This window comes from Nostoc sp. NOS(2021), assembly GCF_017115025.1.
In the GTDB taxonomy this organism is placed as follows: domain Bacteria; phylum Cyanobacteriota; class Cyanobacteriia; order Cyanobacteriales; family Nostocaceae; genus Nostoc.
The window spans coordinates 18186-44345 of sequence record NZ_JABXKM010000107.1 but is presented as its reverse complement, the minus strand read 5'-3'; the positions used below and the strand labels follow the sequence as shown (position 1 = coordinate 44345).

18 protein-coding genes and 1 pseudogene are annotated in these 26160 nt (G+C 41.9%); 8 read left to right on the top strand and 11 right to left on the bottom strand.

Going from position 1 to position 26160, the window contains the following annotated elements; all coding sequences use genetic code 11:
• Positions 1-136: 136 nt before the first annotated feature.
• From HWQ41_RS13440 to HWQ41_RS13420, 5 genes are all read right to left on the bottom strand, one after another.
• On the bottom strand, positions 137-1180 hold the full coding sequence (locus HWQ41_RS13440) for an alpha/beta hydrolase (protein WP_292763421.1): 1044 nt from the start codon (positions 1178-1180) through the stop codon (positions 137-139).
• A gap of 169 nt (positions 1181-1349) precedes the next feature.
• A complete protein-coding gene (locus HWQ41_RS13435) occupies positions 1350-2219 on the bottom strand; it encodes an alpha/beta hydrolase (protein ID WP_292763420.1) in 870 nt (289 codons plus the stop codon).
• 323 nt (positions 2220-2542) lie between these two features.
• On the bottom strand, positions 2543-2836 hold the full coding sequence (locus HWQ41_RS13430; RefSeq protein WP_292763418.1) for a 3-alpha domain-containing protein: 294 nt from the start codon (positions 2834-2836) through the stop codon (positions 2543-2545).
• Positions 2805-3089 carry an MOSC domain-containing protein gene (locus HWQ41_RS13425; protein ID WP_292763417.1) on the bottom strand — a complete coding sequence of 95 codons (285 nt, stop codon included), beginning with the start codon at positions 3087-3089 and terminating at the stop codon, positions 2805-2807. The genes HWQ41_RS13430 and HWQ41_RS13425 overlap by 32 nt, the downstream gene beginning before the upstream one ends.
• 301 nt (positions 3090-3390) lie before the next feature.
• A complete protein-coding gene (locus HWQ41_RS13420; protein ID WP_292763416.1) occupies positions 3391-4575 on the bottom strand; it encodes a low temperature requirement protein A in 1185 nt (394 codons plus the stop codon).
• Positions 4576-5436: 861 nt separating this feature from the next.
• On the opposite strand from HWQ41_RS13420, the gene HWQ41_RS13415 reads away from it, so the two are divergent.
• Complete coding sequence (locus HWQ41_RS13415) at positions 5437-8976, top strand: NB-ARC domain-containing protein (RefSeq protein ID WP_292763415.1); 3540 nt, start codon at positions 5437-5439, stop codon at positions 8974-8976.
• A gap of 200 nt (positions 8977-9176) precedes the next feature.
• On the opposite strand, the gene HWQ41_RS13410 is transcribed toward HWQ41_RS13415, so the two are convergent.
• A complete protein-coding gene (locus HWQ41_RS13410; RefSeq protein WP_292763413.1) occupies positions 9177-9446 on the bottom strand; it encodes a hypothetical protein in 270 nt (89 codons plus the stop codon).
• A gap of 96 nt (positions 9447-9542) precedes the next feature.
• Positions 9543-10394 (bottom strand): hypothetical protein, encoded by an 852-nt coding sequence (locus HWQ41_RS13405; RefSeq protein WP_292763411.1) that lies wholly within the window; start codon positions 10392-10394, stop codon positions 9543-9545.
• 1194 nt (positions 10395-11588) lie between these two features.
• Here HWQ41_RS13405 and HWQ41_RS13400 point away from each other — a divergent pair.
• The 7 genes and pseudogenes from HWQ41_RS13400 (at position 11589) to HWQ41_RS13370 (ending at position 21163) form a co-directional block, all read left to right on the top strand.
• Positions 11589-11981, top strand: coding sequence for a carboxymuconolactone decarboxylase family protein (locus tag HWQ41_RS13400; protein WP_292763409.1), 393 nt, complete (start codon positions 11589-11591; stop codon positions 11979-11981).
• A gap of 78 nt (positions 11982-12059) precedes the next feature.
• Positions 12060-12686, top strand: coding sequence for a DJ-1/PfpI family protein (locus tag HWQ41_RS13395; protein WP_292763407.1), 627 nt, complete (start codon positions 12060-12062; stop codon positions 12684-12686).
• Positions 12687-12715: 29 nt separating this feature from the next.
• Positions 12716-12967, top strand: a pseudogene (locus HWQ41_RS13390) (DUF1830 domain-containing protein); the annotation flags it as partial.
• A gap of 205 nt (positions 12968-13172) precedes the next feature.
• Positions 13173-15290 (top strand): glycogen debranching protein GlgX, encoded by a 2118-nt coding sequence (gene glgX, locus HWQ41_RS13385; RefSeq protein WP_292763405.1) that lies wholly within the window; start codon positions 13173-13175, stop codon positions 15288-15290.
• A gap of 240 nt (positions 15291-15530) precedes the next feature.
• Positions 15531-17702: an AGE family epimerase/isomerase gene (locus HWQ41_RS13380; RefSeq protein ID WP_292763403.1), complete on the top strand. Its 2172-nt coding sequence runs from the start codon at positions 15531-15533 to the stop codon at positions 17700-17702.
• Positions 17703-18086: 384 nt separating this feature from the next.
• A complete protein-coding gene (locus tag HWQ41_RS13375) occupies positions 18087-19748 on the top strand; it encodes an FAD-dependent oxidoreductase (protein ID WP_292763401.1) in 1662 nt (553 codons plus the stop codon).
• A 20-nt stretch (positions 19749-19768) separates the two neighbouring features.
• Positions 19769-21163: an ATP-binding protein gene (locus HWQ41_RS13370; RefSeq protein ID WP_292763399.1), complete on the top strand. Its 1395-nt coding sequence runs from the start codon at positions 19769-19771 to the stop codon at positions 21161-21163.
• Between the two features lie 397 nt (positions 21164-21560).
• Here HWQ41_RS13370 and HWQ41_RS13365 read toward each other — a convergent pair whose 3' ends face one another.
• The 4 genes from HWQ41_RS13365 to HWQ41_RS13350 form a co-directional block, all read right to left on the bottom strand.
• On the bottom strand, positions 21561-23102 hold the full coding sequence (locus HWQ41_RS13365) for an EthD domain-containing protein (protein WP_292763397.1): 1542 nt from the start codon (positions 23100-23102) through the stop codon (positions 21561-21563).
• Between the two features lie 338 nt (positions 23103-23440).
• Positions 23441-23707: a CDGSH iron-sulfur domain-containing protein gene (locus HWQ41_RS13360; RefSeq protein WP_292763395.1), complete on the bottom strand. Its 267-nt coding sequence runs from the start codon at positions 23705-23707 to the stop codon at positions 23441-23443.
• A 241-nt stretch (positions 23708-23948) separates the two neighbouring features.
• Positions 23949-24152 (bottom strand): divalent metal cation transporter, encoded by a 204-nt coding sequence (locus tag HWQ41_RS13355; protein WP_292763393.1) that lies wholly within the window; start codon positions 24150-24152, stop codon positions 23949-23951.
• A 153-nt stretch (positions 24153-24305) separates the two neighbouring features.
• Entirely contained in the window at positions 24306-26135 is a 1830-nt protein-coding gene (locus HWQ41_RS13350) for an iron uptake porin (protein ID WP_292763392.1), read from the bottom strand.
• Positions 26136-26160 lie beyond the last annotated feature (25 nt).

Below are 26160 nucleotides of genomic sequence, written 5' to 3'. Positions count from 1 at the left end.
GAGGATTACTTGCAACTGGGGGTAAAAGAAACGATCATTGCCTATTAGACATCTGGTAAAAATTAATTCTGCGTTGCTCGAAATCTTTGGTAGGGACAATTCATGAATTGTCCCTACGTCATTTTCACTCCTATGTCTATTGCAGATGTTTCTTCAGTTCAGCGGCTGCCTGGACAAAAAGAGAACGAGTTGCTGGAAGCTCGGCTAAACCATTCAGCAATCCAAAGTCATGAATCATCCCGTTGTAGCGCACGGTTGTCACCTTTACCCCGGCTTCATCTAGCTTGCGTCCATAGGCTTGGCCTTCATCATGCAAAATATCGCTTTCTGCGAACTGAATTAACGCTGGAGGCAACCCTTTCAGTTGCTCAACGGTGGACTGCAGGGGCGAGGCATAGATGTCTTTGCGTTTTTCTGGGTCAGTGATGTACATGTCATACATCCACTTCATTGTAGATGTGGTCAGGAAACGGTTCTCGCCAAATTGTTGATAAGAATCCGTTTCAAAATTAGCGTCTACGATCGGCCACATCAAGATTTGCAACTTAATCTGCGGCCCCTGTTTCGCTTTCGCCATCAACGTGGTGACAGCCGTCATGTTACCGCCGACACTGTTGCCGACTACTGCCAGATTTTTGCCATCAACACCAATCTCCTCACCATGATCAGCAACCCATTTGGTAGCGGCATATATCTCATTGATAGCTTGTGGATACTGAGCGTCTGGAGTGCGAGTGTAGTTGACAAAGACAGCCGCAAAACCTGAAAGCACGACGAGATCGCGAACCATGCGCTTGTGTGTTGGATAATCACCGAGTACCCAACCACCGCCATGAATAAAGATGAAAACAGGCAATATACCTTGAACACCTGCTGGTCGCACGATATTGAGCGTGATTGGATAACCGTCAGCAGTAATTGTCTTCTCAGACTCGTCAATGCCTGAAAGATCCACTTCAACGGCAGCCTGTGCATCCACGAGTACTTGACGCGCTTCGAGTGGAGTTAACGTCTCTAAACCCACACCTCCTGAATTCAGCAATTTCAAAAATGCCTTCACTTCTGTAGAAAGACGCGGATCATCTGCGACTTCCAAAACTTTTACTGCTGGCGATTTTACTTGACTAACCATAATGGTCTCCTTTTGTTGATAAGGGTCAATGATCTGTTGAAATGGCACTGTTAAACCACCTGCTGGCGCAATTGTGGAATGGCAATTATCCACTATCTAGATCAAAATCGAGATCAAAGTAGGTTGGCATGATTTTGATTACTCAACATGAGTTGTCAGTTGTAAGTTTATAGCGGCGAAATTTTGGCGTTTTACAGTCGCTCAAACTTTGGATTGATTAGATAGGGATGGTTTGCAGCCGTGACGTGAGAAATTGAGCGATATAGTTTGCGATAGCATCTCCTTCTTCTTCCAGGGCAAAATGTCCGGTATCGAGTAAATGAAACTCAACATCTTTCAGGTCGCACTTGTAGGGATAAGCACCTTCGGCAGGGAAGATATAGTCATTCTTACCCCAAACAATCAGGGTGGGTGGTTGATGTTTGCGGAAATACTCCTGCCATTGCGGATATAATGGTGGATTAGTGCCATAGCTATACAGCAGCGCCAGCTGAATCTCATCGTTGCCGGGGCGATCGAGGAAGAGTTGATCCATATTCCAGGTGTCAGGGCTGATCGCTTCCAGATTGCGAACGCCGTTGGTATATTGCCACTTAGTTGCTTCCAGGGTGATAATATGTCTGAGTTTGTCAGCATTCTCAGCAGAACGGTCTTGCCAATAAGCCTTGAGCGGTTCCCAAAATTCGCGCAGACCTTCTTCGTAGGCATTCCCGTTTTGGACGATGAGCGCTTCCACTCGCTCTGGATATTTAGCCGCAATCCGATAGCCAATGGGCGCACCATAATCCATCACGTAAAGGCTATATTTATTGAGATCGATCGCGGTAATAAATTTCTCCACGATCTGGGCTAGGTGATCAAATGTGTAATCAAACTCATTCACAGTTGGCATCGAACTGTTGCCGTAACCCGGATAATCTGGTGCAACTAGATGGAAGCGATCGGCAAGCGCAGACATCAGATTGCGAAACATGTGAGAGGAGGTCGGGAAGCCATGCAATAGCAGAATTGTCGGATTATTGCGGGAGCCTGCTTCTCGATAAAAGATATCTAAACCATCGATCGAAACTGTGCTATATGTGGTCATGACTTTACTCCTTGTAAGGTTATATACAGGTGAAGCTGAAATTGTGGGGTGAAATCGATCGTCAGTGATTACCCATAACTAAAACTCGTTGCTTTACGGTGAGTCGTCGTGTTGTCATTGCTGAGGAGGCGGAGGAATAATTTCGATGCCGTACTTAGGTGAAGTGGTGAGGATTTTATCTAAGTCTTCAGAACTACAATGGTGGGGCAGATGTAATTTTACCATTCACCGCCTTTCCAATTTCAGCAATAAATTCCTTTTTTAGTTGGGTTTTGTGCCTCAACCAACCTACACAAGCCCTATATTTAATTCTATTTACCTACTTATCTCTGGAAATAGTCGCGCCAACTTTGGGGTAAGGCTTCAAGTTGAGCAGCCCGGTGAAGTAACTCTGGATTGTGCTGCTCACGCACATAAAGTTGAGTGATATCGGCAACCGTAATGTTGTTATCATCCCGGCTCACTAACTCTAGAGTGTCTCCGGCTCCGACTTCGCCCTCTTGCAAAACACCGAAGTAAAATCCGGTTCGACGACTTGCGAGAAATCGTTTAACCATATCCGGTCGTCCAAAGCGAATCCCAAGTTTATAGCAGGGTAGGCGAGGTTGTGTCACCATTAACGTGACAGTGCCGATACGAAAATGAGAGCGCTACCGCGCACACTTCGTGAACGCCAATGTTCACTTCCTCTTCTCTGAGTCCAGTGGTTGTGAAATTTTCACCAAATATGCCTAGCGGCAGTTCTGTATCAGGCAATTCACTTCGCCAGTACTCGTAATGCTCGAACGGGTATAAATAGACTGCTTTATCTGCTCCTCCATGAACGGTTAAATCAGCCTGTCCATCCCCGTCTAAATTAAGCGATCGCAAGCTGTAAAAAAGTGGATAAGGGCATGGGGCAAAAGATATAATGGTGTTCGTCTAGTACAAATCCACCCGGAAACTGCGAAAAAAGCGTTCCTAGATTTCAGCAGGAGCGGTGTTTCGCTTGGTATCAACGCTTTAGTCCGTCGTCTAGTCGTTAGATGGGAGCGTCCAAAGGCTTATTTTGACGCATTTATTGACCTCGCTACCATCCACATCTGGATTCACAAAATATTATTAGTGGGATAGGTTCATAATTCCCTCTCTACGAGAGCAGATTATCAATGAAATTTGTATCTGAATCACCTTAAATTTCTGGATCGACCAAGCGGGTAGTAGGACGACTCTGATATAAATCCTGAACGACTTGGACAACAGAAACTACAGCTACAAGGGTGATGACTGTAACAGGTAACAAACCTTTGCCAAAGATGGCGATCGCTAGCAGCACAACTGCACCCCAAAGTCGATACTGAGAACGCATTTGGCAATAGCGAAGCACCCCATATCGGTGGAAAATACTGATAGCCAGAGAGCATAATGCTACTGAACCACAGATCAGCCATCGCTGTGAATCGGGTAGTGCTAAAGTTGGCTTACTCAACAAAATTTGTTCGACGCCGACTCCAGCAGCAGCAATCCCAATCACTAGCGGTAAATGGGTGTAGAGCCAGATATTGACAACACCAATTCTTCCATGTGTCCGCGCCATCTGAATAGGTGCGCCACCAAGGTTATCAAAATAGACCCACCACCAACTAAAAGCGATAAGTAGACCAAACACGGCAGCAATCACGGTTAAAGTATCCCATTTTTGCTCAGAAACACCATTGACCACCGCGATAATTGCTTCTCCTAAGACAATAATCGTAAACAGCCCGAAACGTTCTGGTAAGTGTGAGGCGTGGGGGAGTAACCCGATCTGGAACTTAGCTCCTGTTAAAGGTGTGGCAAAGTCAATAATGATTCCCAATGTCCAGAGTGCGAACCGCCAAGGAATGGGTACAGATGTCGAAACCAACCAGAGGAAGGCTGCGATCGCAAAACCAATAGCGTAGCGAGTGGTCAAAGGACGGGCCGAAGGGATATGTCTTCCAGCACGGACGTATTCTATAACCAGCACGGCACGACCAAGAGCATAGGAAAGGGCAAAACCAGGCGAACTCTCAGCTAAACCGTGGTGGATGTTGATAGCCATTGCTGCTGCTGTCAGCATTTGTAAACCAATCAGCAACCGATGTCCTACATCATCGCTATCAAAGCGGTTGGCATAGAGTGTGGTGCCAATCCATGAGAACCAAATGGGTATGAATAGAACTACAAAGCCAAACCAGCCGGATAGCGATATATCTTCTGTGAGATTGTGAGCCAGTTGAGAAATGGCAACCACAAATACCAAATCGTAAAAAAGTTCTAACCAAGTGGCGCGTCGTTCTTCTTCGGTGTCTTCACCAACGCGTAACCTTGGTGGTTGGAGAAAATTACTCGTCATATTGGCAATTATTGCTAAGGAACGTGGATCAAATAATCGCAAAGGCAGAATCAGCGGCAAATTTCCGAAGATATCATCATCAATACATGGTCTGCTGATTCAAGATTTGCTTGAGCAAAAGTATTACAGACGATAATATTTCTGAGCGATCGCTCCAGATAAAAAACTTTTCGATCTACTGAAAGATTATTTTACCGCCAAAATTTAATCAGTGTTTCAGGTTTAGCGTTAATTTCTGTACAATTGCTCATCCTTATCCTTACTATAATCTTTGATGTTTATTCTCTGCAAAACAAATTATTTGGCGAATTAAGCAGGGGTTTAACCCATCGTGAATTGACCAACAGTCTCATATAATTTGCGACTACACAAACAAAGTTTGCCTGTACGAACTAACACCCAATTAAGGTTAAGGTTTTCAAACCAGCGTAGACTATCTTTCATCTGAGAAGCCGCTACGCGTCTTGCCTGTGTAGCTGCGACTTGCGATCGCTAGGTTAAGTATGAAATAAGACTTATTTAACATCCTCTAAAGTTTAAGTCCTTGCGGCTCTAAGGACTTTTTGTGATATATTCATACTGAAGTACATCTGCTGCTTTTAGGGACTTCCAAAAACTAAATTATCTATCTTGTGGGGTGGGCAGGAAAGCCCGCCCTGAATATGCGATGAGTGCGGACACCCGTCCCACAAGAAAGTTTGGGATGTTTTTTGATTTGTCAGTCCCTATGTAAAATATCTTTAGTTGTAGTAAAAAAAGCAAGTAATAAATTGTAGTTGTAGTTCTAAAATAGTCCGCTTTAGAGTAACTAAATTAATCACATAGCCAAGCCATTTTATGGCTAAAAAGGTGGTGCGTTAAATGAAACTTACAAAGCAAAAGCGTAAACGTGGTCTGATTCTCACTCCCGAAGGATTACAAAAACTTCAGTCCGCTAGACTGACTGCCGAATTAAACGAAAATTATGGAAACAGGTATACCTTTGAAGATTTAAGTGAGCGGATTGGAATCAACACGGCGACAATTTCTAAGGTGCTGTCTCGTGACGACGCAGTTGACAAACGAACAATTGAGCTTTTCTTCCAAGCTTTTAATATCAAGCTAGATAAAGATTGCTACACCAATTCTGACCAATCTCAGCACCAAGATTGGGGAGAAGCAACTAATGTATCAGTTTTTTATGGGCGCACAGAAGAAATAGCCACATTAGAACAATTGCTCCTTGAGGATCGGTGTAGGTTAGTGGCAGTGTTGGGAATGGGAGGAATTGGTAAATCGGCTCTGGTTATAAAGCTGACAGAGCGGATTAAAGATAATTTTGAGTATATCATCTGGCGATCGCTGCGAGAAGCTCCGCCCATCAAAAATATTTTAGCTAGCCTGATCCAGTTCTTATCCGACGAGCAAGAAACAGAAGTTTCTTTACCAGAAGGTGTAGGCGAAAGAATATCCCGACTAATTGATTATCTGCGCCAGCATAGATGTCTGCTGATATTAGATAATATAGAGTCAATTCTGCAAAGTGGTAGTCGAGCCGGACTTTACCGAGAAGGATATGAGGGATATGGGGATCTGCTCAAACGAGTGGGAGAAGTAACTCACCAAAGCTGCTTACTGCTGACAGGTCGAGAAAAACCTCAACAAGTAGCAGCATTAGAAGGAGAAACACTGTGTGTACGTTCATTTCTTCTTGGTGGTTTGCAGGCGGTGGATGGGCAAGAAATTTTGAAAGTCAAGGGAGTCTCTGCTTCCGAGTCAGAATCCAGCAAACTAGTAGAGCGTTATGCAGGTAACGCCTTAGCTTTGAAGGTGGTTTCTACCACTATTCAAGATGTATTTTGTGGTGACATATCTAAATTTTTACAACAAGAAACAACTGTTTTTGGTGATATTCATGAGCTTTTAGAACAGCAGTTTTCGCGGTTGTCAAATTTAGAAAAGGATGCAATGTACTGGCTAGCCATCAATAGTGAGCCAGTTTCGCTATCAGAAATACGGGACGATATTGTATCACAAATCCCGCCACAAAGATTGTTGGAGTCTTTAGAGTCTCTGGTGAGGCGATCGCTAATTGAGAAAAATGAAGGACTATTTACGCTACAAGCTGTAGTGATGGAGTATGTGACTCAGCGATTCATAGATCAAATTTGCCAAGAAATTGCTAATCATAATATTGATTTGTTCAGGTGTCATGCTTTGATGAAGGCAATGGCAAAAGACTATGTGAGGGATATTCAAATTCGCCTGATTGTTCAACCAGTTATAGATGGGTTGCTTGGTGTTTTTAGAAGCAAAAAAAACCTGGAAAATCAACTAACCAAAATTTTGGCAAATCTACGAGAAACATCACCCTTAGAACAAAGTTATACAGCTGGCAATGTCCTAAATCTGCTTTGTCATCTGGGGAATGACCTCAGTGGTTATGATTTTTCTTATCTGACTATTTGGCAAGTAGACCTGCGGTGTATGAAATTGCACGATGTCAATTTCCAAAACGCCAATTTTGATCGGTCTGTTTTTGCTGAAGCCTTCGGTGGTGTTGTGTCGGTAGCCTTTAGCCCTGATGGTAAGCTTTTAGCTTTGGGTGATACCAATAGTGAGATTCGCTTGTACCAAGTTTCGGATTGGCAACAAATTCTAACTTGTAAAGGTCATACTAATTGGGTTGTGTCGGTAGCCTTTAGTCCTGATAGCAGAACCATTGCTAGCAGTAGTATTGACTACACCGTGAAGTTGTGGGATGTTACTACTGGTCAAGTGCTTCAAGTCTTGCACGGACACAATAATGAAGTTTGGTCTGTTGCCTTTAGTCCAGATGGTGACACACTATTAAGTGGCAGTAATGACCAGACGATAAAGTTATGGAGTGTTCAAAGTGGTGAATGCCTAAGAACTTTACAAGGACATACAAGTTGGATTCCCTGTGCTACCTTCAGTCCTAATGGTCAAATTTTGGCAAGCGGCAGTGACGATCAAACGATCAAGTTGTGGGATGTGATTACTGGTCAATGTTTTAAGACTTTTCAAGGACATTGTAATGTAATCAGGTCTATTACCTTCAGTCCTGATGGACAGATGCTAGCGAGTAGCAGTGAAGACCACACCGTAAAGTTATGGGATATCAATACTGGTGAATGTCTCAAAACATTTCAAGGACATTCCAATGAAGTATATTCAGTCGTCTTTAGTCCACAGGGTGATTTCCTGGCTAGTGGCAGTCATGACCGCACGGTGAAGTTATGGGATATTAGTACTGGTGAATGCCTCAAAACTTTTCAGGGGCATTCCAGTTGGGTCTATTCTGTCGCTTTTAGTCCACAGGGTGATTTCCTGGCTAGTGGTAGTTACGATCAGACGGCAAGGCTATGGAGTGTTCACACTGCTCAATGCTTCAAAACTTTCCAAGGATATACTAATCAGGTACTATCAGTCGCTTTTAGTTCAAATGGGCAAAGGCTAATAAGTGGCAGCCATGACTCTGCAATCAGGTTGTGGGATATCAATACCGGCCGATGCCTGAAAACATTCCAAGGACATGGTGCTGCCGTTTGGTCAGTTGTTTTTAGTCCAGAAGGGCAGATGCTGGCAAGTGGCAGTCATGACTCTTCAGTAAGGTTGTGGGATATTAGTACGGGTCAAACCTTAAGAACTTTACAGGGACATCGTGCTTTGGTCTGGTCAGTTGCTTTTAGTCCTGACGGTCAAACATTAGCAAGTGGCAGTGATGATCAAACAGTCAAATTGTGGGATGTCAGTACAGGTCAAGTCTTAAGAACTTTCCAAGGACATCAGGCTGCGGTTTGGTCAGTTGCCTTTTGTGCTCAAGGAACGATGCTAGCTAGTTGCGCTTTAGAGCAGACAGTCAAATTGTGGGATGTCAGCACAGGTGAGTGCAAAAGAACATTAGAAGGTCATACAACTTGGGTTTGGGCAATTGCTTGTAGCCCAGATGGTGAACTCTTGGCAAGTACTAGTCCAGATGGGACATTAAGGTTATGGAATGTCAGCACAGGTGAATGTAAAAAAATTTTGCAGATAAATAGAGGTTGGTTACAGGTAGTTGCCTTTAGTCCAGATAGCCAGATGCTAGCAACTTCCAGCTACGATAATACACTCAAACTTTGGGATGTTAGTACTGGTCAATGTCTTAGGACTTTGCAAGGACATACAGGTAGGATTTGGTCAGTCACCTTTTGCCCTGATAATCAAACTTTGGCTAGTGGTGGTGAAGATGAGACATTTAGACTCTGGGATGTAACAACAGGTCAGTGCTTAAAAGCTCTGAAAGCAGAAAAACCATATGAGCAGATGAACATTATGGGTGTTACAAGTTTAACTCCAGCTACTATTGCGACGCTAAAAGTATTGGGGGCTGTTACTGGCGAAAAACAGCCTATTTAGCAAATATATGAAATCAGGTCAATGAGCGGGAGATTTTTTCTAGCCAAAAAATGTTATGTAATCCCCAACAGTCTAGCTGTTAATTTAGCCAGAGCTAACCAGCTTTGAAGCTGCTTTCGCTCCTGACTTCACAGAAGCTAGACAATCAGGGATATCGACTGTTTCAAGTTTAAGCCACTAAATGAACAGATAAGCTGAATCTACAAAAAACCGAATTCAGTGTCACTTGGCAATCCTTGTCGGAATTCATTGCTGATAATACTTTCCAAATCATCAAGTTTGATGTCATTCAACATATCGAAACTGGTTTCAAGCAAGTAGCTGGTAAACTCCTGCCTTAAAGACTGCTGCTTGGTAATTGTAGTATTCATTCCATCTGGAAATGTCCGTGAAAAAACAGCTTCATTGGTAAAACCTGAACCTAGCGATACTACAATCGGAGATACGAGTTCTAAAATCTGAGATGGCATTCTTTTTCTCCTTGTGATTTAAACAATACAGTTAAGGGTGTCTGAAAAAAGCCCTTCTTAGTTACCGGGTCATTTCTTTAGCTTCTGAAAATTAGTTCACACTCGTAGGGAAGTATTTAACTTTAGCGGTTTCAATACATTCTGAAGTTCTTCGTCTGATATGTAGCCTTCCTTGGGTGGAGTAAAGCGTAACAACGCAGTTTCATAACAGGCTTTTACTATAGAGGTAAGTTCTTGGAGAGTCAGATATGTAACAACCTTAACTATCTCCTCTACATGTTTGACTTCAGCACCAACACCGCTGTGTATGCGTAGCCAGCGTGTGGCATGAGTACCAGGTGGTAACAAAGCCTCTACACTCTGGATGTATTCCTCCCCTTGAAATGTCCCTAAGCGTTCGCCCGCATAGAAAAAGCCAAGGCAATCAATTGGATTGGTTCCCCGCACGGTTTGAGTGAAGTACTCTACAAAAGCCGTTGCCGCAGATGGAGTCAGCGCTTGCACCACAGCCTCTGCGTTATATCCCATCGACTGAATATCGAGCAGGGCGAGTCGGTCGTGACCAGCTTCCTCTCTGGCTTTCTGTGTAGCCCACTCTGCTAAACTCTGGCGACCAGATGCAGCGAAGTGTTTAGTAGCTTCTTCCATCAGTTGTGAGGTGTAGCGGCTTGAATGGTACGCACCAGCAAGCCGCCATACCCAACGTATAGGGGTAAGTTTTGGTGGTCTGCGATCCGTGTTGACTGTGTGCCAAGCAGATGCGATCGCCCTATCTAAAAGCTTCTTGGTGTTAGCCATCCTGTCTGCATTACTTATTTTTGAAGCGGTGCGATCGCCGCCCCCTACAAGAGTAGGTTGATGTATCCAAGTGCCTTTGGCAGTCGCCATCACTACTTTGTCAGACAGAATACACGCAGATTTAGTATTAATTAAAAAGTCATTACGCATGGTTCGTTTCCTCAGTTGTGGTTACTACAGACAGAATGAGAGAAAGTCACTTGTGGCAATAATACAGCTGTTGCAAAAAGGTGATATTCTTCATAATTGTGCTAGTGAACTGAAGTATCTTGATACTAAGTCTTGCAGCCCGACAAAGTTTTGTAAAATGAATATCGATAACTTAAGGACAAACTTAACACCTTAACTGTATAAGAAAAGCGCTGAAGCACTTGGTTTATCTGTGCATTTTTCAGCTTAAACTGTCACATCCGATATTTTGTGACTGCTCTAAAGGTTCAGACTCTACAACAATATATTGTTATGACTCAATACCGTTGAGTTCAGAATAATTTAGGACTAGCCCTTTCAAGGTGGGTAAAAATTTTCGGGTCAAGAAACTCCTCTTTAACTTCTTGACCACCGAAGTTATGTTCGGCTCTGTTGAATTTGGTGTGATAATTAAAATTATAGTTTGCACTTATGTTAGTCCCATTCCATAATTAGCCTTTTGCAAAAGTCCCTAACCCTCACCCCCAAGCCTTCTTTGCTTATGAGTTGGGGTTCTTCTTTTTGATTTATGCAAGAGGTTTATTGATTAGATGTCTTGCAAAAATAATTGACCAGTCTGGAAATCACTTTCCAAAGCAGGCTAACATCTGTTAAAAAGGACTTAAAGCCTAAAAATATTAGTCTGTTAAGTAGCTGGGCGAAATTAAATATAAAATATCATTGCGAGCGGAACGCAGTGGAGTGAAGCAATCGCAAAGACTGAGATTGCTTCACGACCTTCGCAATGACAAACTATCTTATATTTATTTAGAACCATCTACTTAAAAACGAACCTAGCTATAAGCCAGTTCTTATCTTTCCGCAATAGCCGCTTGGACAAGAGAATTTTGACAAACCCCTCACCGTAATAGTATAAAAGCTTAAATTTAGTCTTAACTCAAAGATTTTAGCTGGCTGATACTTTCCAAAATTGTTAAAAATAGGTAAAGAAACGAGGTTTATAGATTTATCAAAATGCAGTGCAAAGAATAATTATCGTAATGGCTGCACTGTGAGCATCGATGGAAACCAAAATCAAATTATTCATCAAAGTTTTTTGTCTTATTACACAAGCAAAGCACTTAATAGCTTTTTTTATTCCAAAACAACTTTGGTAGTATAAAAGCTAAATTTATCCAATAGTGGAGAAAATATATGAGTCAGCCTGATAATGCAACACTGGAGCTAAATGCCAAGACAACAGTATATAAAAATGCTGTTTTAGATGATGTAAAACTTCAAGATGCTTTAAAAAGTATCAATCCTAAATTTGGGGATTTTTGTACTCGCGTAGCAGGTGAAGCATGGGGTCTTCCGTTAATTGACCAAAAAACCAAGGCTTTAATAACAATTGCTATTGATGTTGTCAATCAAGATCAAGTTGGGACTGGCAGTCCTTTTGCTGCACATGTAAATATGGCCATGAAACAAGGCGCTACCCGTGCAGAAATAGAGGAGCTTTTTTTGTTCATGTGCGTTTACGCAGGATTTAATAAGGCTGCGGGGTGCTTTGGTACTCTGAATGATATTCTCAATTCAAATGAATAGCAGACTGATTAAGTGAAAGATTGAAGATGAATACAAGCCTGTTGTAAATAGGTATAGGTATAAAGGAGATACAAAAACATGGTAACTAATGCTAAAAATCAGGGTAAAATAGGTGTACTTATTGAAGAACATTTTGACGAAATTGAGTTTCGAGCATTTAATAGTTTTTTCCCGGAAAATGGATACGAAATAGAGTATATTTCTCATCTTTGGAACCAAGATAAACTGACCTATAAGGGAATTGGGTTAATAGAAGAAGTGACTGTTACTGTAGAAGTAAATGATATTGAACCTACCGATTATGAAGGCATTATTCTCATCGGTGCGTATGCTATGGATCGTCTTCGCTATGAAGAATATCCTAAACAGGGTCAACCCAATCAATCTCCTGCTGTCAGATTTCTCCGAAAAGCTGTCAAAGCTATGGATGCTGGCAAATTAAAGATTGGAACTATCTGTCATAGCCTTTGGCTGCTTTGCGCTGACCCAGAATTGCTGAAGAATCGTGAGGTGACTTGTGCACATAACATTCTTTGTGATGTACAAAATGCTGGAGGCATCATTATCTTCGATGGTGATGGAACTAAAAATTTACACATTGATGGCAATCTCATCACAGCAAAACATCCTAATGTAGTCGCCGAGTTCATGGAAATTTTCTTAAAGGCAATTAATGAGCAGAGATTGCAGGTAGCTACCAGGTAAAAAACTAGGATTAATAAATTGAGTCTGTCATGTCGGAAAGAAAAACGCTGCTACTTTCTCAGCAGTCTAGTTGGATTGTTTGCAACTATGTTAACGCTACTAGCCAGATTCAGGTACTTCGGATCGCAAATATTCCTAATTGGTACTTTGAGCGAGTTATTTTCCCAAGACAACGTTTTCGGTTTGAAGCACCTCCTGATGCCGATCTGGAAATTCACACGGGCATTATAGCTAGTGCAATTCTCTCAGATAAGATTCAGTGCAACCGTTTACACATTAGTTAGAACACCAATTCAGTATTAAAATAATGCGAATAAACTTGGTTTTTCTCTTCTGTAAAATGAAGTTTATTTGGTACTCTTTTAACAGACTTTGTTTCTGTAAATACTGAATTTATGCTCTCTAAAATATGCTTTATACTGATAAATTTTGGCGGAATTGTTCAGTAAATTATCAATTAACGCTCCAGGTGAGAAGAAAGGCACAATGATTGCAATACCACTTCAATATCAAGCAGAAACTACAACAAACTACCAAGTAGAATTGGGACGTACATATCCTTTGGGTGCAAAGCCCGACAAATATGGAGTCAACTTTTCCATCTTTTCTGAACATGCCACATCTGTCGAACTGTTGTTGTTTGAAACACCCAATGATTCAGAACCCATACAAATCATTCAGTTAGACCCAAAGCTCAATAAAACGTTCTTCTTGTGGCATATCTATATCAGAGGCTTAAAACCTGGTGCTGCTTATGCTTATCGCATTGATGGCCCTCAAGATTTACATGCAAAAGGACACCGCTTTAACAAAAACAAAGTACTAATTGATCCTTACTCAAAGGGAAACAGTACTACGCTATGGAAGCGCACTGATGCTTTAGGCTCAAAAGATAACTTGGCTACTTCAATGCGTAGTGTAGTCATAGATATATCAGATTATGACTGGGAAGGCGATCGCCCTATTAACCGACCCATGAATGAAACCATCATTTATGAGTTACACGTTCGTGGATTTACTAAATCACCTTCTTCTGGCTGCAAACATCCCGGTACTTTTTCTGGAGTTATCGAAAAGATTCCTTACCTGCAAGAATTAGGGATCACATCTGTTGAATTGTTACCAATATTTGACTTTGATGAAACGGAAGTTCTTCGAGAAGTCAACGGTAAGCAACTGAAAGATTATTGGGGATACAATCCACACAGCTTTTTTGCCCCAGAAACTTCATATTGTGCTTCTCCCAGTGAGAAAAACCCAATTACAGAGTTTCGGGATATGGTGAAAGCCTTACATAAGGCAGGAATTGAGGTCATTCTAGATGTAGTCTTTAACCACACTAGTGAAGGAAACCATGAAGGCCCAACTATTAACTTTAAAGGGTTCTTTAATAGTATATTTTATCACCTTGTGCCATTTGATAAACAGTACTACATGGATTACTCAGGGTGTGGGAACACGATTAACTGCAACCATCCTTTAGTGCAGAAGTTAATTGTTGATTGCCTAGAGTTTTGGGTGCAAGAGATGCACGTTGATGGCTTTCGGTTTGATGAAGCCTCTATCTTATCCCGTGACCAAAACGGAAACCCGATGGTTCATCCGCCCGTAGTCTGGCAAATTGAAACATCGGAAGTCCTAGCGGAGACAAAAATTATTGCTGAAGCGTGGGATGCTGCTGGATTGTATCAAATTGGCTACTTTCCAGGATATCGTTGGGCGGAATGGAATGGACGCTTCCGAGACGACGTTCGCCGCTTTATCAAGGGAGATTCAGGACTCGTAGGGGCAGTGGCTTGGCGTATTTCTGGAAGTGCTGACCTTTACCAAGCAAGCGGACACTTACCAATTAACAGCGTTAACTTTATCACTTGCCACGATGGGTTTACTCTCAATGACTTAGTTTCTTATAACAACAAGCACAATCAAGCTAATGGCGAGGGCAGTCGGGATGGAATAAATGATAATTTGAGTTGGAATTGTGGTGCTGAAGGAGAAACTGACAATTCCGAAATTGATGCTTTACGGCGGCGACAAATTAAGAATTTTACGGCTATTCTTTTTCTCTCGCAGGGTGTGCCAATGATTACATCTGGTGATGAAATTAGGCGCACTCAAAATGGCAATAACAATGCTTACTGCCAAGATAACGAAATCAGTTGGTTTGATTGGAATCTTGTGGAGAAGAATGCTGATATATACAGATTCTTCAAACTGATAATTGATTTCCGTAAGTGCTATTGCCATGAAGCATTACACCGCCGCCACTTCTTCAACGGCGAAGTTAATGAGCGAGGTTTGGCAGACATCTCTTGGCATGGCTTACATTTGTTTAGACCGGCTTGGAACGAGGCTCATGGCAGAGTTCTCGCTTTTACATTAGCAGGCTTTAAAGGAGCATCAGATATTCACATCATGCTCAATATGTACTGGGATACTCTCAAATTTGAAATTCCTTCTCTTGCAGCTAGGAAATGGTACAAAGTCGTGGACACTGCTCAACCTTCCCCGATGGATATTGTGGAATCGGGGCAAGAGACTTTAATTTCAGAGGATTTTTGCTTAGTTCAAGGTCGTAGCATTGTTGTTCTGATTTCCAAATAGTTTGACAGTCAACGTGCTTTGCATTGGGGGTAGAAAAATCCTCTAACTAAAGTTAGCAGTATCAAATCAGAACGCCTTTTTTCTTCAGTTTATTAGTCATCTAAAAAATCTCCTTGATTTTCCATTATTAAATTCAGGAGCTTATATTCAATAGATTTCAAGGCTAGTTCTTTTGCCTATACCCTGCTACCTGCCCTGAAAGGCTTTGGTCATCGACATTACATCTTGGGAGATAATTCAATGAACACAGTGACTTTCCCATTCTCAGATTTAATCGCTGGGTATGTTATCAACTTTAATTCTCAAAACGGAGCTTTTGGGACATTCAATCTTAAAACGACCGATGGAAGAGATTTTGAAGTAGCGCTGTCTGAGACGACCTATGCTGAACTAGTACGGAATCTGGGTGAACCTTATTATGATTGCACTCTTCAAATGAGAGCAATGTTGGTTTTAAATCGCTATCTTTTCGTGTACGGGACTTTTTATCCTGGGGATAGTCAGCATAAATTTGAAGCTAAACATATTGTATTCCTTGGCAAAACTGAAACTGAGTATGCTTTTGAAAAGCAGGATTGGTGGGTCAATCAAGTACGGAACCTTGCTAATTTTTACTTAAAAGTGCAGTTTGAAGATGGAGAAATAGACTATCGGAAATATCGCACTAATTTAGGCTTGGTTGGTGCAAAAGAAATAAGTAATCGTCAAGAAACCGACACGATTTCGCGTCTAGTTTACGGTTTTGCTACAGCCTACCTGATGACTGGGGATGACCGTTATTTAGAAGCTGCTGAAAAAGGCACTGAATATTTGCGCGATCACATGCGTTTTCTGGATGAGGGTGAAGGAATTTGTTATTGGTATCACGGAATTGATGTTAAACCAGATGGTAGAGAGCAAAAAATATTTTCCTCAGAATTTGGAGATGACTACGACGCAATACCAGCTTATGAGCAGATTTATGCACTAGCAGGTCTGACCCAGACTTATCGGGTGACGGGCGATCCAGGTCTCATGAATGATATCGAATTGACTATGAATCTGTTCAAACGCTATTTTCTAGACAAAACGGACAAAGGAGGGTTTTTCTCACACATTGATCCGATTAATCTCAGTCCCTACAGTAGTACCTTGGGTCATAACCGGGCGAAAAAGAATTGGAACTCAGTAGGCGATCATGCTCCAGCATACTTAATCAATCTTTGGTTGGCTAGTGGCAAGAATGAATATGCTGATTTACTAGAGTATACCTTTGACGCAATTGAAAAGCATTTTCCAGATTACGACTCTAGTCCGTTTGTTCAAGAACGTTTTCATGAAGATTGGAGTCATGACAAAACGTGGGGATGGCAACAGAACCGAGCAGTTGTAGGTCACAACCTCAAAATCGCTTGGAACCTAATGCGGATGCATCACCTAAAACCAAAAGAGAAGTATGTTGCCTTGGCTGAAAAAATTGCAGACATCATGCCCGCAGTTGGTAGCGATCAACAGCGTGGAGGGTGGTACGATGTCGTAGAGCGCATTCTAGAACCAAACCAAAAGACACACCGCTTTGTTTGGCACGATCGCAAAGCTTGGTGGCAACAAGAACAGGCTATACTAGCCTACTTGATCCTAGCTGGCTCACTTAACAATGCTCAGTACCAAAAACTAGCGCGTGAATCAGCAGCTTTTTATAACGCTTGGTTCCTTGATTACGCAGATGGGGGTATCTACTTCAACGTTTTGGCTAATGGAGTTCCCTACTTGCTAGGAACTGAAAGGGGCAAGGGTAGTCATTCCATGAGCGGTTATCACTCGTTTGAACTGGCCTACTTGTCTTGTGTTTATACTAATCTATTGCTGACTAAGAAGCCGATGGATTTGTATTTCAAGCCAAAACAAGGAGGTTTCAAAGATAATATTTTACGAGTTCAGCCTGATATTTTACCACCTGGTAGTGTCCAAATTGGCGAAGTTTGGATTAATGGGCAGCCTTATTCCGACTTTGATGCTGAAAACCTGATAGTCAAACTACCATTAACTCAAGACGAACTAAAAGTTAGAGTTAGACTTCTTCCCACTCAAGTATTTTTCAATGCAACTTTGTTAGAAGTAACCGGAGGTGTTGCCAAAATATCTTTAAGTGGTTTACTTGATGCCAATGCTTTGGGACTGCTTGAGGAAGAATTGCAGAAAGCAACAGCCCAGTCAATCAAACGCTTGGTCTTGCTGGTACAGGATTTGAAATGTATAAGCGCGTCTGGTCTAAGATATCTCATTTTCACTAAGCAAAAGCTGGGTAGCGATATTGATATCTATATCGTTGGCGCAACTGAGAATGTATTAGATTTCTTGAAGAAAGGTGCATTTTGTGAGGGTGTCACTGTTTTAGAGCATTATGACACTGTTGAACTAGCGATCGTGTAGGTAAGGGCAGCAACTTCTTTTTTCTTGCTACTAGTAGCAATTTTATGTGAAGCCCACAGCTTCATACTTACTAAAAGCCTAGTATGCAAGGCTTTTTATCCCTAGAATGTGTATCTTTATTTCATGACTCTCGAATCAATTAACGTAAGTTCAAGGATACAGCCAATGAAGATTTAAATTTTCACCCCAAAGTGATGAAAAAAGCCTATCTAGCAGGGCTTTTAGTGAATTCAGATTTTGTGCTTTTGACCTATGTAGCTTGTGTTTTAGCGCTAGTTAGAGACTCACATATAACACTTGTGAGGAGACTGAATACACACCGACTATAGAAAACAATTGTGTCGTTTGCTGGATGTTGCTGCAAGCAGCATTTTTAAGGAACTTATGGCTAAACCTGTGATACTGACATTAGATGATGACTCGGAAGTTTTGCAAGCGATTGAGCATGACTTACGCAGCGAGTATGGCGATCGCTTCCGGGTACTGCGAGCCAGCTCGGCTAAGACGGCTCTGGAGGTGCTGCAAAAGTTGAAATTACGTAACGAGTCAGCAGCCCTGTTTCTTGTAGACCAGCGAATGCCACAAATGACCGGTGTGGAATTCCTAGAACAGGCAATGGAAATTTTTCCCATGACCAAACGCGTCTTACTCACAGCTTATGCAGACACTAACGCGGCTATTCATGCTATCAACAAAGCAAAAATTGATTATTACCTCTTGAAACCTTGGAACCCTCCTCAAGAACGTTTATATCCGATGCTTAACGATTTGCTTGAGGTTTGGCAAGCTTCTTTCCGTCCACCTTTTGAAGGTGTTCGGGTTATTGGTTGCCGTTGGTCGCCGAGATTGCATCAAGTCAAAGATTTTTTAGCCCGCAATCATATTCCCTATCAGTGGTTAAACATTGAGTCAGATGAGGCCCATCGCCTTGTTAACTACGCTATTAGCTCTGATACTAAACGCCAGCCGATAGTCCTCTTCCCCGACGGTTCAAATCTTGTAGAGCCGACAAATATCCAAATTGCCGAGAAGATGGGGTTAAAAACACGCCCCAAAATGCCGTTTTACGACTTAATTATTGTGGGTGCTGGCCCGGCTGGTTTGGCAGCAGCTGTTTATGGGGCATCTGAGGGACTTCGTACAGTGTTAATTGAACGAGAGGCTCCAGGAGGGCAGGCTGGTACTAGTTCCCGGATCGAAAATTATCTTGGTTTTCCGGGTGGTATTCATGGCGGGGATTTAGCTAAACGTGCTGTCACACAGGCTCTAAAGTTCGGAACAGAAATTCTCTCGCCACAAGAAGTCACCGATGTTCGTCTGGATAGTCAATATCGATTGATCACTTTAGCAGACGGTTCGCAACTCAGCACACATACATTAATTATTGCAACTGGCGTATCTTATCGTAGGTTCAACATACCTGGAAGTGAAATATTAACAGGTGCAGGTGTGTACTATGGAGCTGCAATGACCGAAGCACTTACTTGTAAAGGGGAAGAGGTATTTATTGTCGGTGCGGGTAACTCGGCTGGACAAGCAGCTGTATATCTTTCTAAGTATGCACGCTCCGTTACCCTTATAGTCCGTGGAGACTCGCTCAAGAAAAGTATGTCTCAGTATCTGATTGAGCAGATTGAGGAGATTAATAATATTGGCGTAAAGCTATTGAGCGAGGTTACTGAATTTTTCGGACAAGACAAGCTGGAGGCAATAACCCTTTTGAATTCAATAACTGGTGAAGTCGAAACTATTCCCACCAATGCGCTGTTTAGCTTTATTGGTGCAAAGCCGCGTACCGATTGGTTGCAAGGTGTTGTAGAGCGTGATGAAAATGGCTTTATTCTCACCGGAGCTAACACAATGCGAAACGGGATGTCACCGAAAGGATGGACATTAGAGCGCGATCCCGCTTTTCTTGAGACTAGTGTACCGGGTATTTTTGCTATCGGTGATGTGCGTTGTCACTCAGTTAAACGGGTCGCTTCAGCGGTGGGCGAAGGCGCGATCGCAGTTCAATTAATCCACCAATATCTTACATCTTTGTAGTGATATTCCAGGTAATCACCATGCTTGAGAAATTGCGTAAAATATCGGTTTTTGAGAACTTGAATGAAAATGAACTTAAGTGCTTTCTCAACGGTACCGAATTATGGCTGAATTCAGGAGATATACTGTTTCATCAAGGAGATCCTGTAGAGTACTTTTATGTGGTATTTGAAGGAGCAATCCAGCTTTCACGAGAGATTGGTAATCAAAATATCGTATTAGCTACATACGGTACTGGTACATTCTTTGGTGAAGTGCCTCTCCTTGCAGGTACACTTCACCTTGCAAGCGGGCAAGCAGTGCGTAGAAGTTATATGTATTGTCTACATGAGAATGATTTTTGGCAAATGATTACCATTTGCCCAACGGTTAGAAAAATTGTTCTTGGTCATATGGCTTGTCGAATGCAAGAGTTGCAGTTGTTATCTCAGCAACACGAAAAGCTAGTTGCCTTGGGTACGTTGTCTGCTGGTCTTGCTCATGAGCTAAATAATCCAGTATCAGCAGCACATAGGGCTGCTGGTCAGTTGCAGGATACAGTTAAGTCGTTGGATGCTGTTACTCTCAAATTTATTGAGCAATATCTCACACCAACTCAAGTAAAACACCTCTTGACGTTCAGGCAAGATGCTATTGAACATGCTGCATATGCAGCCACACAAAACCCTTGCGATCCCTTGGTTCAGATTGATTGGGAAGATGAATTAGCGCATTGGTTGGAGTTACATAATGTTACTGATGGTTGGAAACTTGCTCCTGCACTTGTTGCGGCTGGGCTAAACAATGATAAGTTAGAAGCAATTAGCAAGTATTTAACAACTAATACGTTTACTGATGTGCTAATTTGGCTCGAAGCAACGCTGTCTATAACCGGGCTGTTGAAGGTACTAGAACAAGGTACTACTCGTGTTTCAGAAATAGTCAAGGCTATTAAAGACTACTCCTACATGGATCGGGCTTCTTTATTGAAGATAGATGTACATGAAGGCTTGGAAAATACCCTGACGATTCTGCGCTACAAGCTGAGAAAGCACAATATTGTGGTGACACGCGAGTATGAAAAAAGTCTCCCGTGCATTCAAGCTCATGGAAGTGCATTAAATCAAGTGTGGACTAATCTTATTGATAATGCGATCGATGCCTTAGGTGAACAAGGTAAGATTTGGGTACGTACTTCCAAAGACAAAGATTATATTATTGTTGAGATTGTAGATAACGGCCCAGGAATTCCCCCTAAGATTCAATCTCGAATTTTTGAGCCGTTTTTTACAACTAAGGAGGTCGGTGCAGGCACTGGCCTAGGTTTGGAAATTTCCTATCGAATTGTAGTGACTCAGCATAACGGAGACATTCGCTGCTTTTCTCAACCTGGTCAGACACGCTTTCAAATTCGTTTGCCTATCAGTCCTTCATGAAGTACTAACTACCATACGGCTTGTAGTGTGGTGGTGGTACTTTTATCAAGAACAGGACTTACGCAAACAATAGCTGAAAAGAATGATTTTTAGGTAGGGGCAATTCATGAATTTCCCCTGAGCGCGTGTAGTTTTGCGTAAGTCCTAAAGAAGAATAAAGGCGCTTTACTAATAGTTTGAAACTCTAACTTAATTTCTTGATAAATCTATTTATTTATTATATCATGTTTGTCCACCTGGGGAATTAGCTCATCAACAAACTTTCTTAACCGTTCCTTCCAATCGGGGAGGTTAATAGAATACTTGTCCCAGATATTCGATCTGGGACAAAGCGGACTTAATTTTTTGATGTCTAAATGCTTACTTATTTTTGCAAAATATCAAATCCAAAATGGTATTAGCCAGTCGTGATCAATTTCAGTAGCCCACTTGGAGCAAAAACATCGCGGTAGAAGCTCAATTGTTCTGTTTTTAGATAGCATCCGCCTCTATGTCCACGTCGAATCCAAGTAACATTTCCCTTGGCAAGTGTTTCGTTAGTCTCATCATCTACACACTTCCATTCAAAGAAGGTAACTTCACCATGAAACATGACAATTGGCCAGCACATTGTGACACCTGGTTGAGCAATTAATGCCCACCAATGCTGTTCGCGTTCTTTTTGTTGTTCCAAGCCTTGATAGGGGCCATCCTGGCAGAAATAAACCAAATCATCTCGATATTCGCCAGTTAATATATCGCCTCGTCCCTGTCTCAATGCCTCACAATGGGTAGGCCACCATTCTTTATTCTCTTGTTCAATTTGTTCTAGAGTATAACTAGGCCCAATTTGCGGCAAAGTCCTTTCTTTCATTGCCACAATTTTCTCAGCATCCTCTATGAGTTTTTTCGCTACATAAGCAGTCACCAGTCCCGGTCGAGAATAATCTGCTGCTAAATCTTTGTAGTAGTTAGTTCGTTTGTTAATAAATCTGCTAACAGTATTTTGGGAGCCATTCGAGTGACCATTTGAGTTAGAGATAAGTTTCTGTTCCAACATAAGACTAACTACGTCCTCCTTGAGTTGATTAGTTGCGCCAATGTTTGCAATCAGTTCTGCCACTGTAGAACTCCGTTGACCCGCTAGTGTCATTTTGCCGTCGTAAACAAAGGTGTAAGCAGTTCGTTCGGGAAATGGTAAAAGTCGCTGGACATATTTAGCTTGCTCTTTGATAGCAATAGCATATTCTTTGGAAGCTAAGAATGTTTCCATTTCCAGAGGATTAGCAAAAGCAATTTCAAAGGCAGCTTGATACTGTTTTTCTGGGGATTCGTAATGAGAAACTCCAGCAGCATCTGGGCGAGAGTTATCTACTTGCTCAAACAAATGCAATCGAAACTTGAGGATAGAATTGCTTTGAATAACGGCTGGTGCAAAACTATCTGTCAGATATCTGCGAAAAGCTTCTACACTCACGGCATCAGATTTCTTTACCATGACATGAAACTTAATTACACCTACTTTGCCGTTGGGATCTCCTGTGGGGATGCTATCAAGATAGGTTTGAGAATTACCAAAACTAGTGTTGTAGCCGATCGCTTTACTGAATATGTTATGCTCGTCATCCATAAGGATGGCAGCAGATTTAAACCAGATATCTCGTTGGGCAGCTGTCTCAAAGGTTAATTCGGCAATACCATTAAATTGATCTTCATCTGGACAAGTGTACTCAATACCGTTAAGAGTTGGCCATAGACCACCCTCATTTTGAGCCAGGTGAAACTGCCAGTATTGCTGCTGACTTGATAGCTTCGCGCAGACTGGCCCGTGAACATCTCTCCAATAATCATCAAAAAGTTCTAGAGAAATTCCTTTGCGTTTCCACAAGAGAACGTAGAAGGATAATTTACCTTTTTGATCGCGAATTGCATAATCGAATCTCCTAATTGTTGCTATCATTACTGCTTTCCTTTGTCCACATCTACTATCTTGGTTTATCAGGTTTGGGAACTTAGAATTTTGTTGAGGACACCGAAGTAGTCAGCTATTTTATTTAAGCCCCCGTCAGGACGAAAATATAAACTATCGTCACTTGCTTTGGTTTCCTCAACCAAACATTAATAGGATGCGATCGCTAAACAAAATTGTAACCTGATGTAAGCTCTCTGGTGATAGCGACTAGAAATCCCACATTACCATTGGATTACGCAAGTTAGTTTTAGGATCGCTGACTGGAATGCCAGCATCCATTGTGAGAACTTCTTTTTCGTTGTTCATTGTTTGATCTTCACTTTCGTTTATAGATTGTTGTGAGAACCATCACAAAAGGGAGCCTGATTCGTGTATTTGCACAGACAAAGAGCAACGCGCTTTTTTTCAGTAACTTCAAATGGAATTGGTTTGAATCCAGTCCCTTTATGAGCGCCATTGCAGAAAGGTTGATTGCTGGAGTGCCCGCACCCACACCAGTAATATGTCCCAGGTTCCAGTTCCATTACTATTGGTTTCTTGTCAACGATGATCGGTTCATTTGGTTGTTGATTGACCGATATTGTTTCACTCATTGTGTTCTCCTTATTAAGGTGTTATGGCACTTCTCGTTCAGATGGGGTACATCCTCAAAGCTTGAAGACTTTATATCTAAGGTTTAGATGTACTTAACCAGCATAAGAAACACTATATTCAGTAGAAACTTTCTCTGGATGTTGAACGATGTCTCTATTTTCGCCGAACTGTACTAGTCTGTTGAACTGCTTTATTCAACAAATAATTATTTAATTTTTCTCAATTTTTTAGTAGAGAAGATCAATAAATTAAGGAGAAATTTAAGAATATCGATTTAATGGGCAGATATTCAAAGATAATTCCCCCCAAATCAGGTCGGGAGAACAAAATTTCCGCTGTGAAACAGAAGCCTACAGTTGCTACCAGCATTATTATCAAGGCTTGTGTATAGCGAAAGCCTTTATGTTGCAGAAATAGCAATACCAGGACATCCAGCGCAGTCATACACACACCTCATACTAAAGGAATACCGAATAAAAGTTGCAGTGCGATCGCACTTCCCAGTAATTCTGCGCTAAAACCTAGACACAGCAGCCGTTTACAGACCAGATTACCGAAAACCACACATATCTCCGCTTAATACCAAATCCATGCCAACTAGAAAGAGAAGACCGTTCGGAGAGTGCCTGTAATGATCACACCATTGGCATTCTGGTTGGCAGAATTATTAATTACCTGAATCAAAGGACTAACTTGGATGTTGTCACTCACTCTAAAGTTGTAGAATCCTTCAAAGTTAGTTTGAGTAGTATTACCAATCTCACTAGCAATAAAGGGTTGACCAACTGCAATACCAGCCAAAGCACCTGGGGAAAACAAATCTCGGAACGCCACCCCTGCCATCCAGTAGTTGGGTTTGATGTCACCAAAGGTAGTGTTATTGTAATTACCATAGCCATAGCGACCAAATACAGCAAGTTTCGGTGAAAAAGTTAACTCAAAATTTGCACCGAATGCGTCATAGCGGTTATTGAATAATTCTCCACCACTGTATTGGAGTCGTATAGCAAAAAGTTTCGATGGCGCATACTCTAGTTCAACAGTACCTTGATACGTATCGCCAAATAAACCTTGTTCCCCACCACCAGTAGGATACAACAACTGAGTAAACGGCGCTACACTTCTGATAATTCCCTGATTACCTGGATTGGCTGCTTCTGCTGCTGCATACAAGGCCCGTACAGTTAATGCTCCTCCTCCTGGCTTCCAATCAATTGCTGCACCTGCACTTGGGCCGTTGACAGGGAAAAGAATGTAGTTATTTACAAATGCCAAAGTGCTAAAGTCTTGAAAGCTTAGGTAAGCGTAACTGTTGCGGTCAACATAATCTGTAGTACGAATATTAGGGCCCACAGACACCGTGAAGTTTTGGAATGGCTTAAAAGTGTAATATAACCGTGCCAGCCCAATGTCATTATTAGTGGGTGGTTTAATTGAGTAGTCTAGAACACTACCAAAGGTCGACTCTAAGAATCCTGCCGTATTATCGCTACCATTATAACTACCTGTATCAAGGCGGATTTTTAATTGGTCTGTGCCAAAAAAACTTGTATCTAAGTCTAGAGCAACCCGATAAAGCACCGTAGTATTCGGGTCAGAACGAGCAATTTCTTCACCTGTAGGGCTGATGATACGTTCTCCAGCAAATGTTCCTGAATTCACCGCCATGATCACTTGACCACTGAGCTTGGTGGTTGTCGAGAACTGATTTGCCTCTAGTTCTGTAGTACGGGTTTCTAAAGTATCTATACGACCCCGCAGCGTGGTCAGTTCTACCGCAAATTCCTTTTGCAGACGCTGAATTTTGACTACATCTTCTGTGTGAGCTAAGTCAGAAGTTGTCGTTGCAATCAGTTCGTTGACTCGCTCCAAACAAGCATTTAACCCAGCTGCAAACTCATATCTTGTCAAGGCTCGATTACCCCGGTAGAGATTTTCGGGATACCCTGCAATGCAACCATATCGCTCAACTAAAGACTGTAACGCACCAAAAGCCCAATCTGTTGGTTGTACATCTTTTAGCTGAGACACAGAAGTGACTTGTGCCATTGGGGCATCATTACCTGTGTTTGTTTGCGCCTTTTGAACAATAATAAAAGAAAGTGGTAAACTGTCACTTTCATCAGCAGGCGTTGTTGTTATGCCAAACACAGACTGGTTATTAGAAGCAGCAAAGAGAGTAGCCTGATTTTGAGAAGTACTGACTGGGGCTAGCTGGGATAGTTGAGTAACACTCCCTGGAATTGTTTTGGTTGCTTCAGAAGTCGTAGAGATGGCAGCAGAAATAGTCTTATTAATGATCGCCCGTTCAAGCCGGATGTTCGTAGGTTCTGATATTTCAGCTAAAGCAGGAACACTTAGGACAATGAAATTGAGGATACTCATCCCACTGACCAGATTCAAACGCATCATTAAGGTTCGCATCATGAGATTTAAGTCTGAAATACCAAAT

What these genes read in the sequence shown, in the direction of transcription:
- HWQ41_RS13435 (WP_292763420.1), bottom strand. Translation starts at nt 2,219, where the DNA reads ATGACCACATATAGCACAGTTTCGATCGATGGTTTAGATATCTTTTAT.
- HWQ41_RS13400 (WP_292763409.1), top strand. Translation starts at nt 11,589, where the DNA reads ATGAGTCAGCCTGATAATGCAACACTGGAGCTAAATGCCAAGACAACA.
- HWQ41_RS13360 (WP_292763395.1), bottom strand. Translation starts at nt 23,707, where the DNA reads ATGAGTGAAACAATATCGGTCAATCAACAACCAAATGAACCGATCATC.
- HWQ41_RS13420 (WP_292763416.1), bottom strand. Translation starts at nt 4,575, where the DNA reads ATGACGAGTAATTTTCTCCAACCACCAAGGTTACGCGTTGGTGAAGAC.
- HWQ41_RS13370 (WP_292763399.1), top strand. Translation starts at nt 19,769, where the DNA reads ATGCTTGAGAAATTGCGTAAAATATCGGTTTTTGAGAACTTGAATGAA.
- HWQ41_RS13415 (WP_292763415.1), top strand. Translation starts at nt 5,437, where the DNA reads ATGAAACTTACAAAGCAAAAGCGTAAACGTGGTCTGATTCTCACTCCC.
- HWQ41_RS13375 (WP_292763401.1), top strand. Translation starts at nt 18,087, where the DNA reads ATGGCTAAACCTGTGATACTGACATTAGATGATGACTCGGAAGTTTTG.
- HWQ41_RS13430 (WP_292763418.1), bottom strand. Translation starts at nt 2,836, where the DNA reads ATGGTGACACAACCTCGCCTACCCTGCTATAAACTTGGGATTCGCTTT.
- HWQ41_RS13410 (WP_292763413.1), bottom strand. Translation starts at nt 9,446, where the DNA reads ATGCCATCTCAGATTTTAGAACTCGTATCTCCGATTGTAGTATCGCTA.
- glgX (WP_292763405.1), top strand. Translation starts at nt 13,173, where the DNA reads ATGATTGCAATACCACTTCAATATCAAGCAGAAACTACAACAAACTAC.
- HWQ41_RS13405 (WP_292763411.1), bottom strand. Translation starts at nt 10,394, where the DNA reads ATGCGTAATGACTTTTTAATTAATACTAAATCTGCGTGTATTCTGTCT.
- HWQ41_RS13350 (WP_292763392.1), bottom strand. Translation starts at nt 26,135, where the DNA reads ATGATGCGAACCTTAATGATGCGTTTGAATCTGGTCAGTGGGATGAGT.
- HWQ41_RS13395 (WP_292763407.1), top strand. Translation starts at nt 12,060, where the DNA reads ATGGTAACTAATGCTAAAAATCAGGGTAAAATAGGTGTACTTATTGAA.
- HWQ41_RS13380 (WP_292763403.1), top strand. Translation starts at nt 15,531, where the DNA reads ATGAACACAGTGACTTTCCCATTCTCAGATTTAATCGCTGGGTATGTT.
- HWQ41_RS13365 (WP_292763397.1), bottom strand. Translation starts at nt 23,102, where the DNA reads ATGATAGCAACAATTAGGAGATTCGATTATGCAATTCGCGATCAAAAA.
- HWQ41_RS13355 (WP_292763393.1), bottom strand. Translation starts at nt 24,152, where the DNA reads ATGACTGCGCTGGATGTCCTGGTATTGCTATTTCTGCAACATAAAGGC.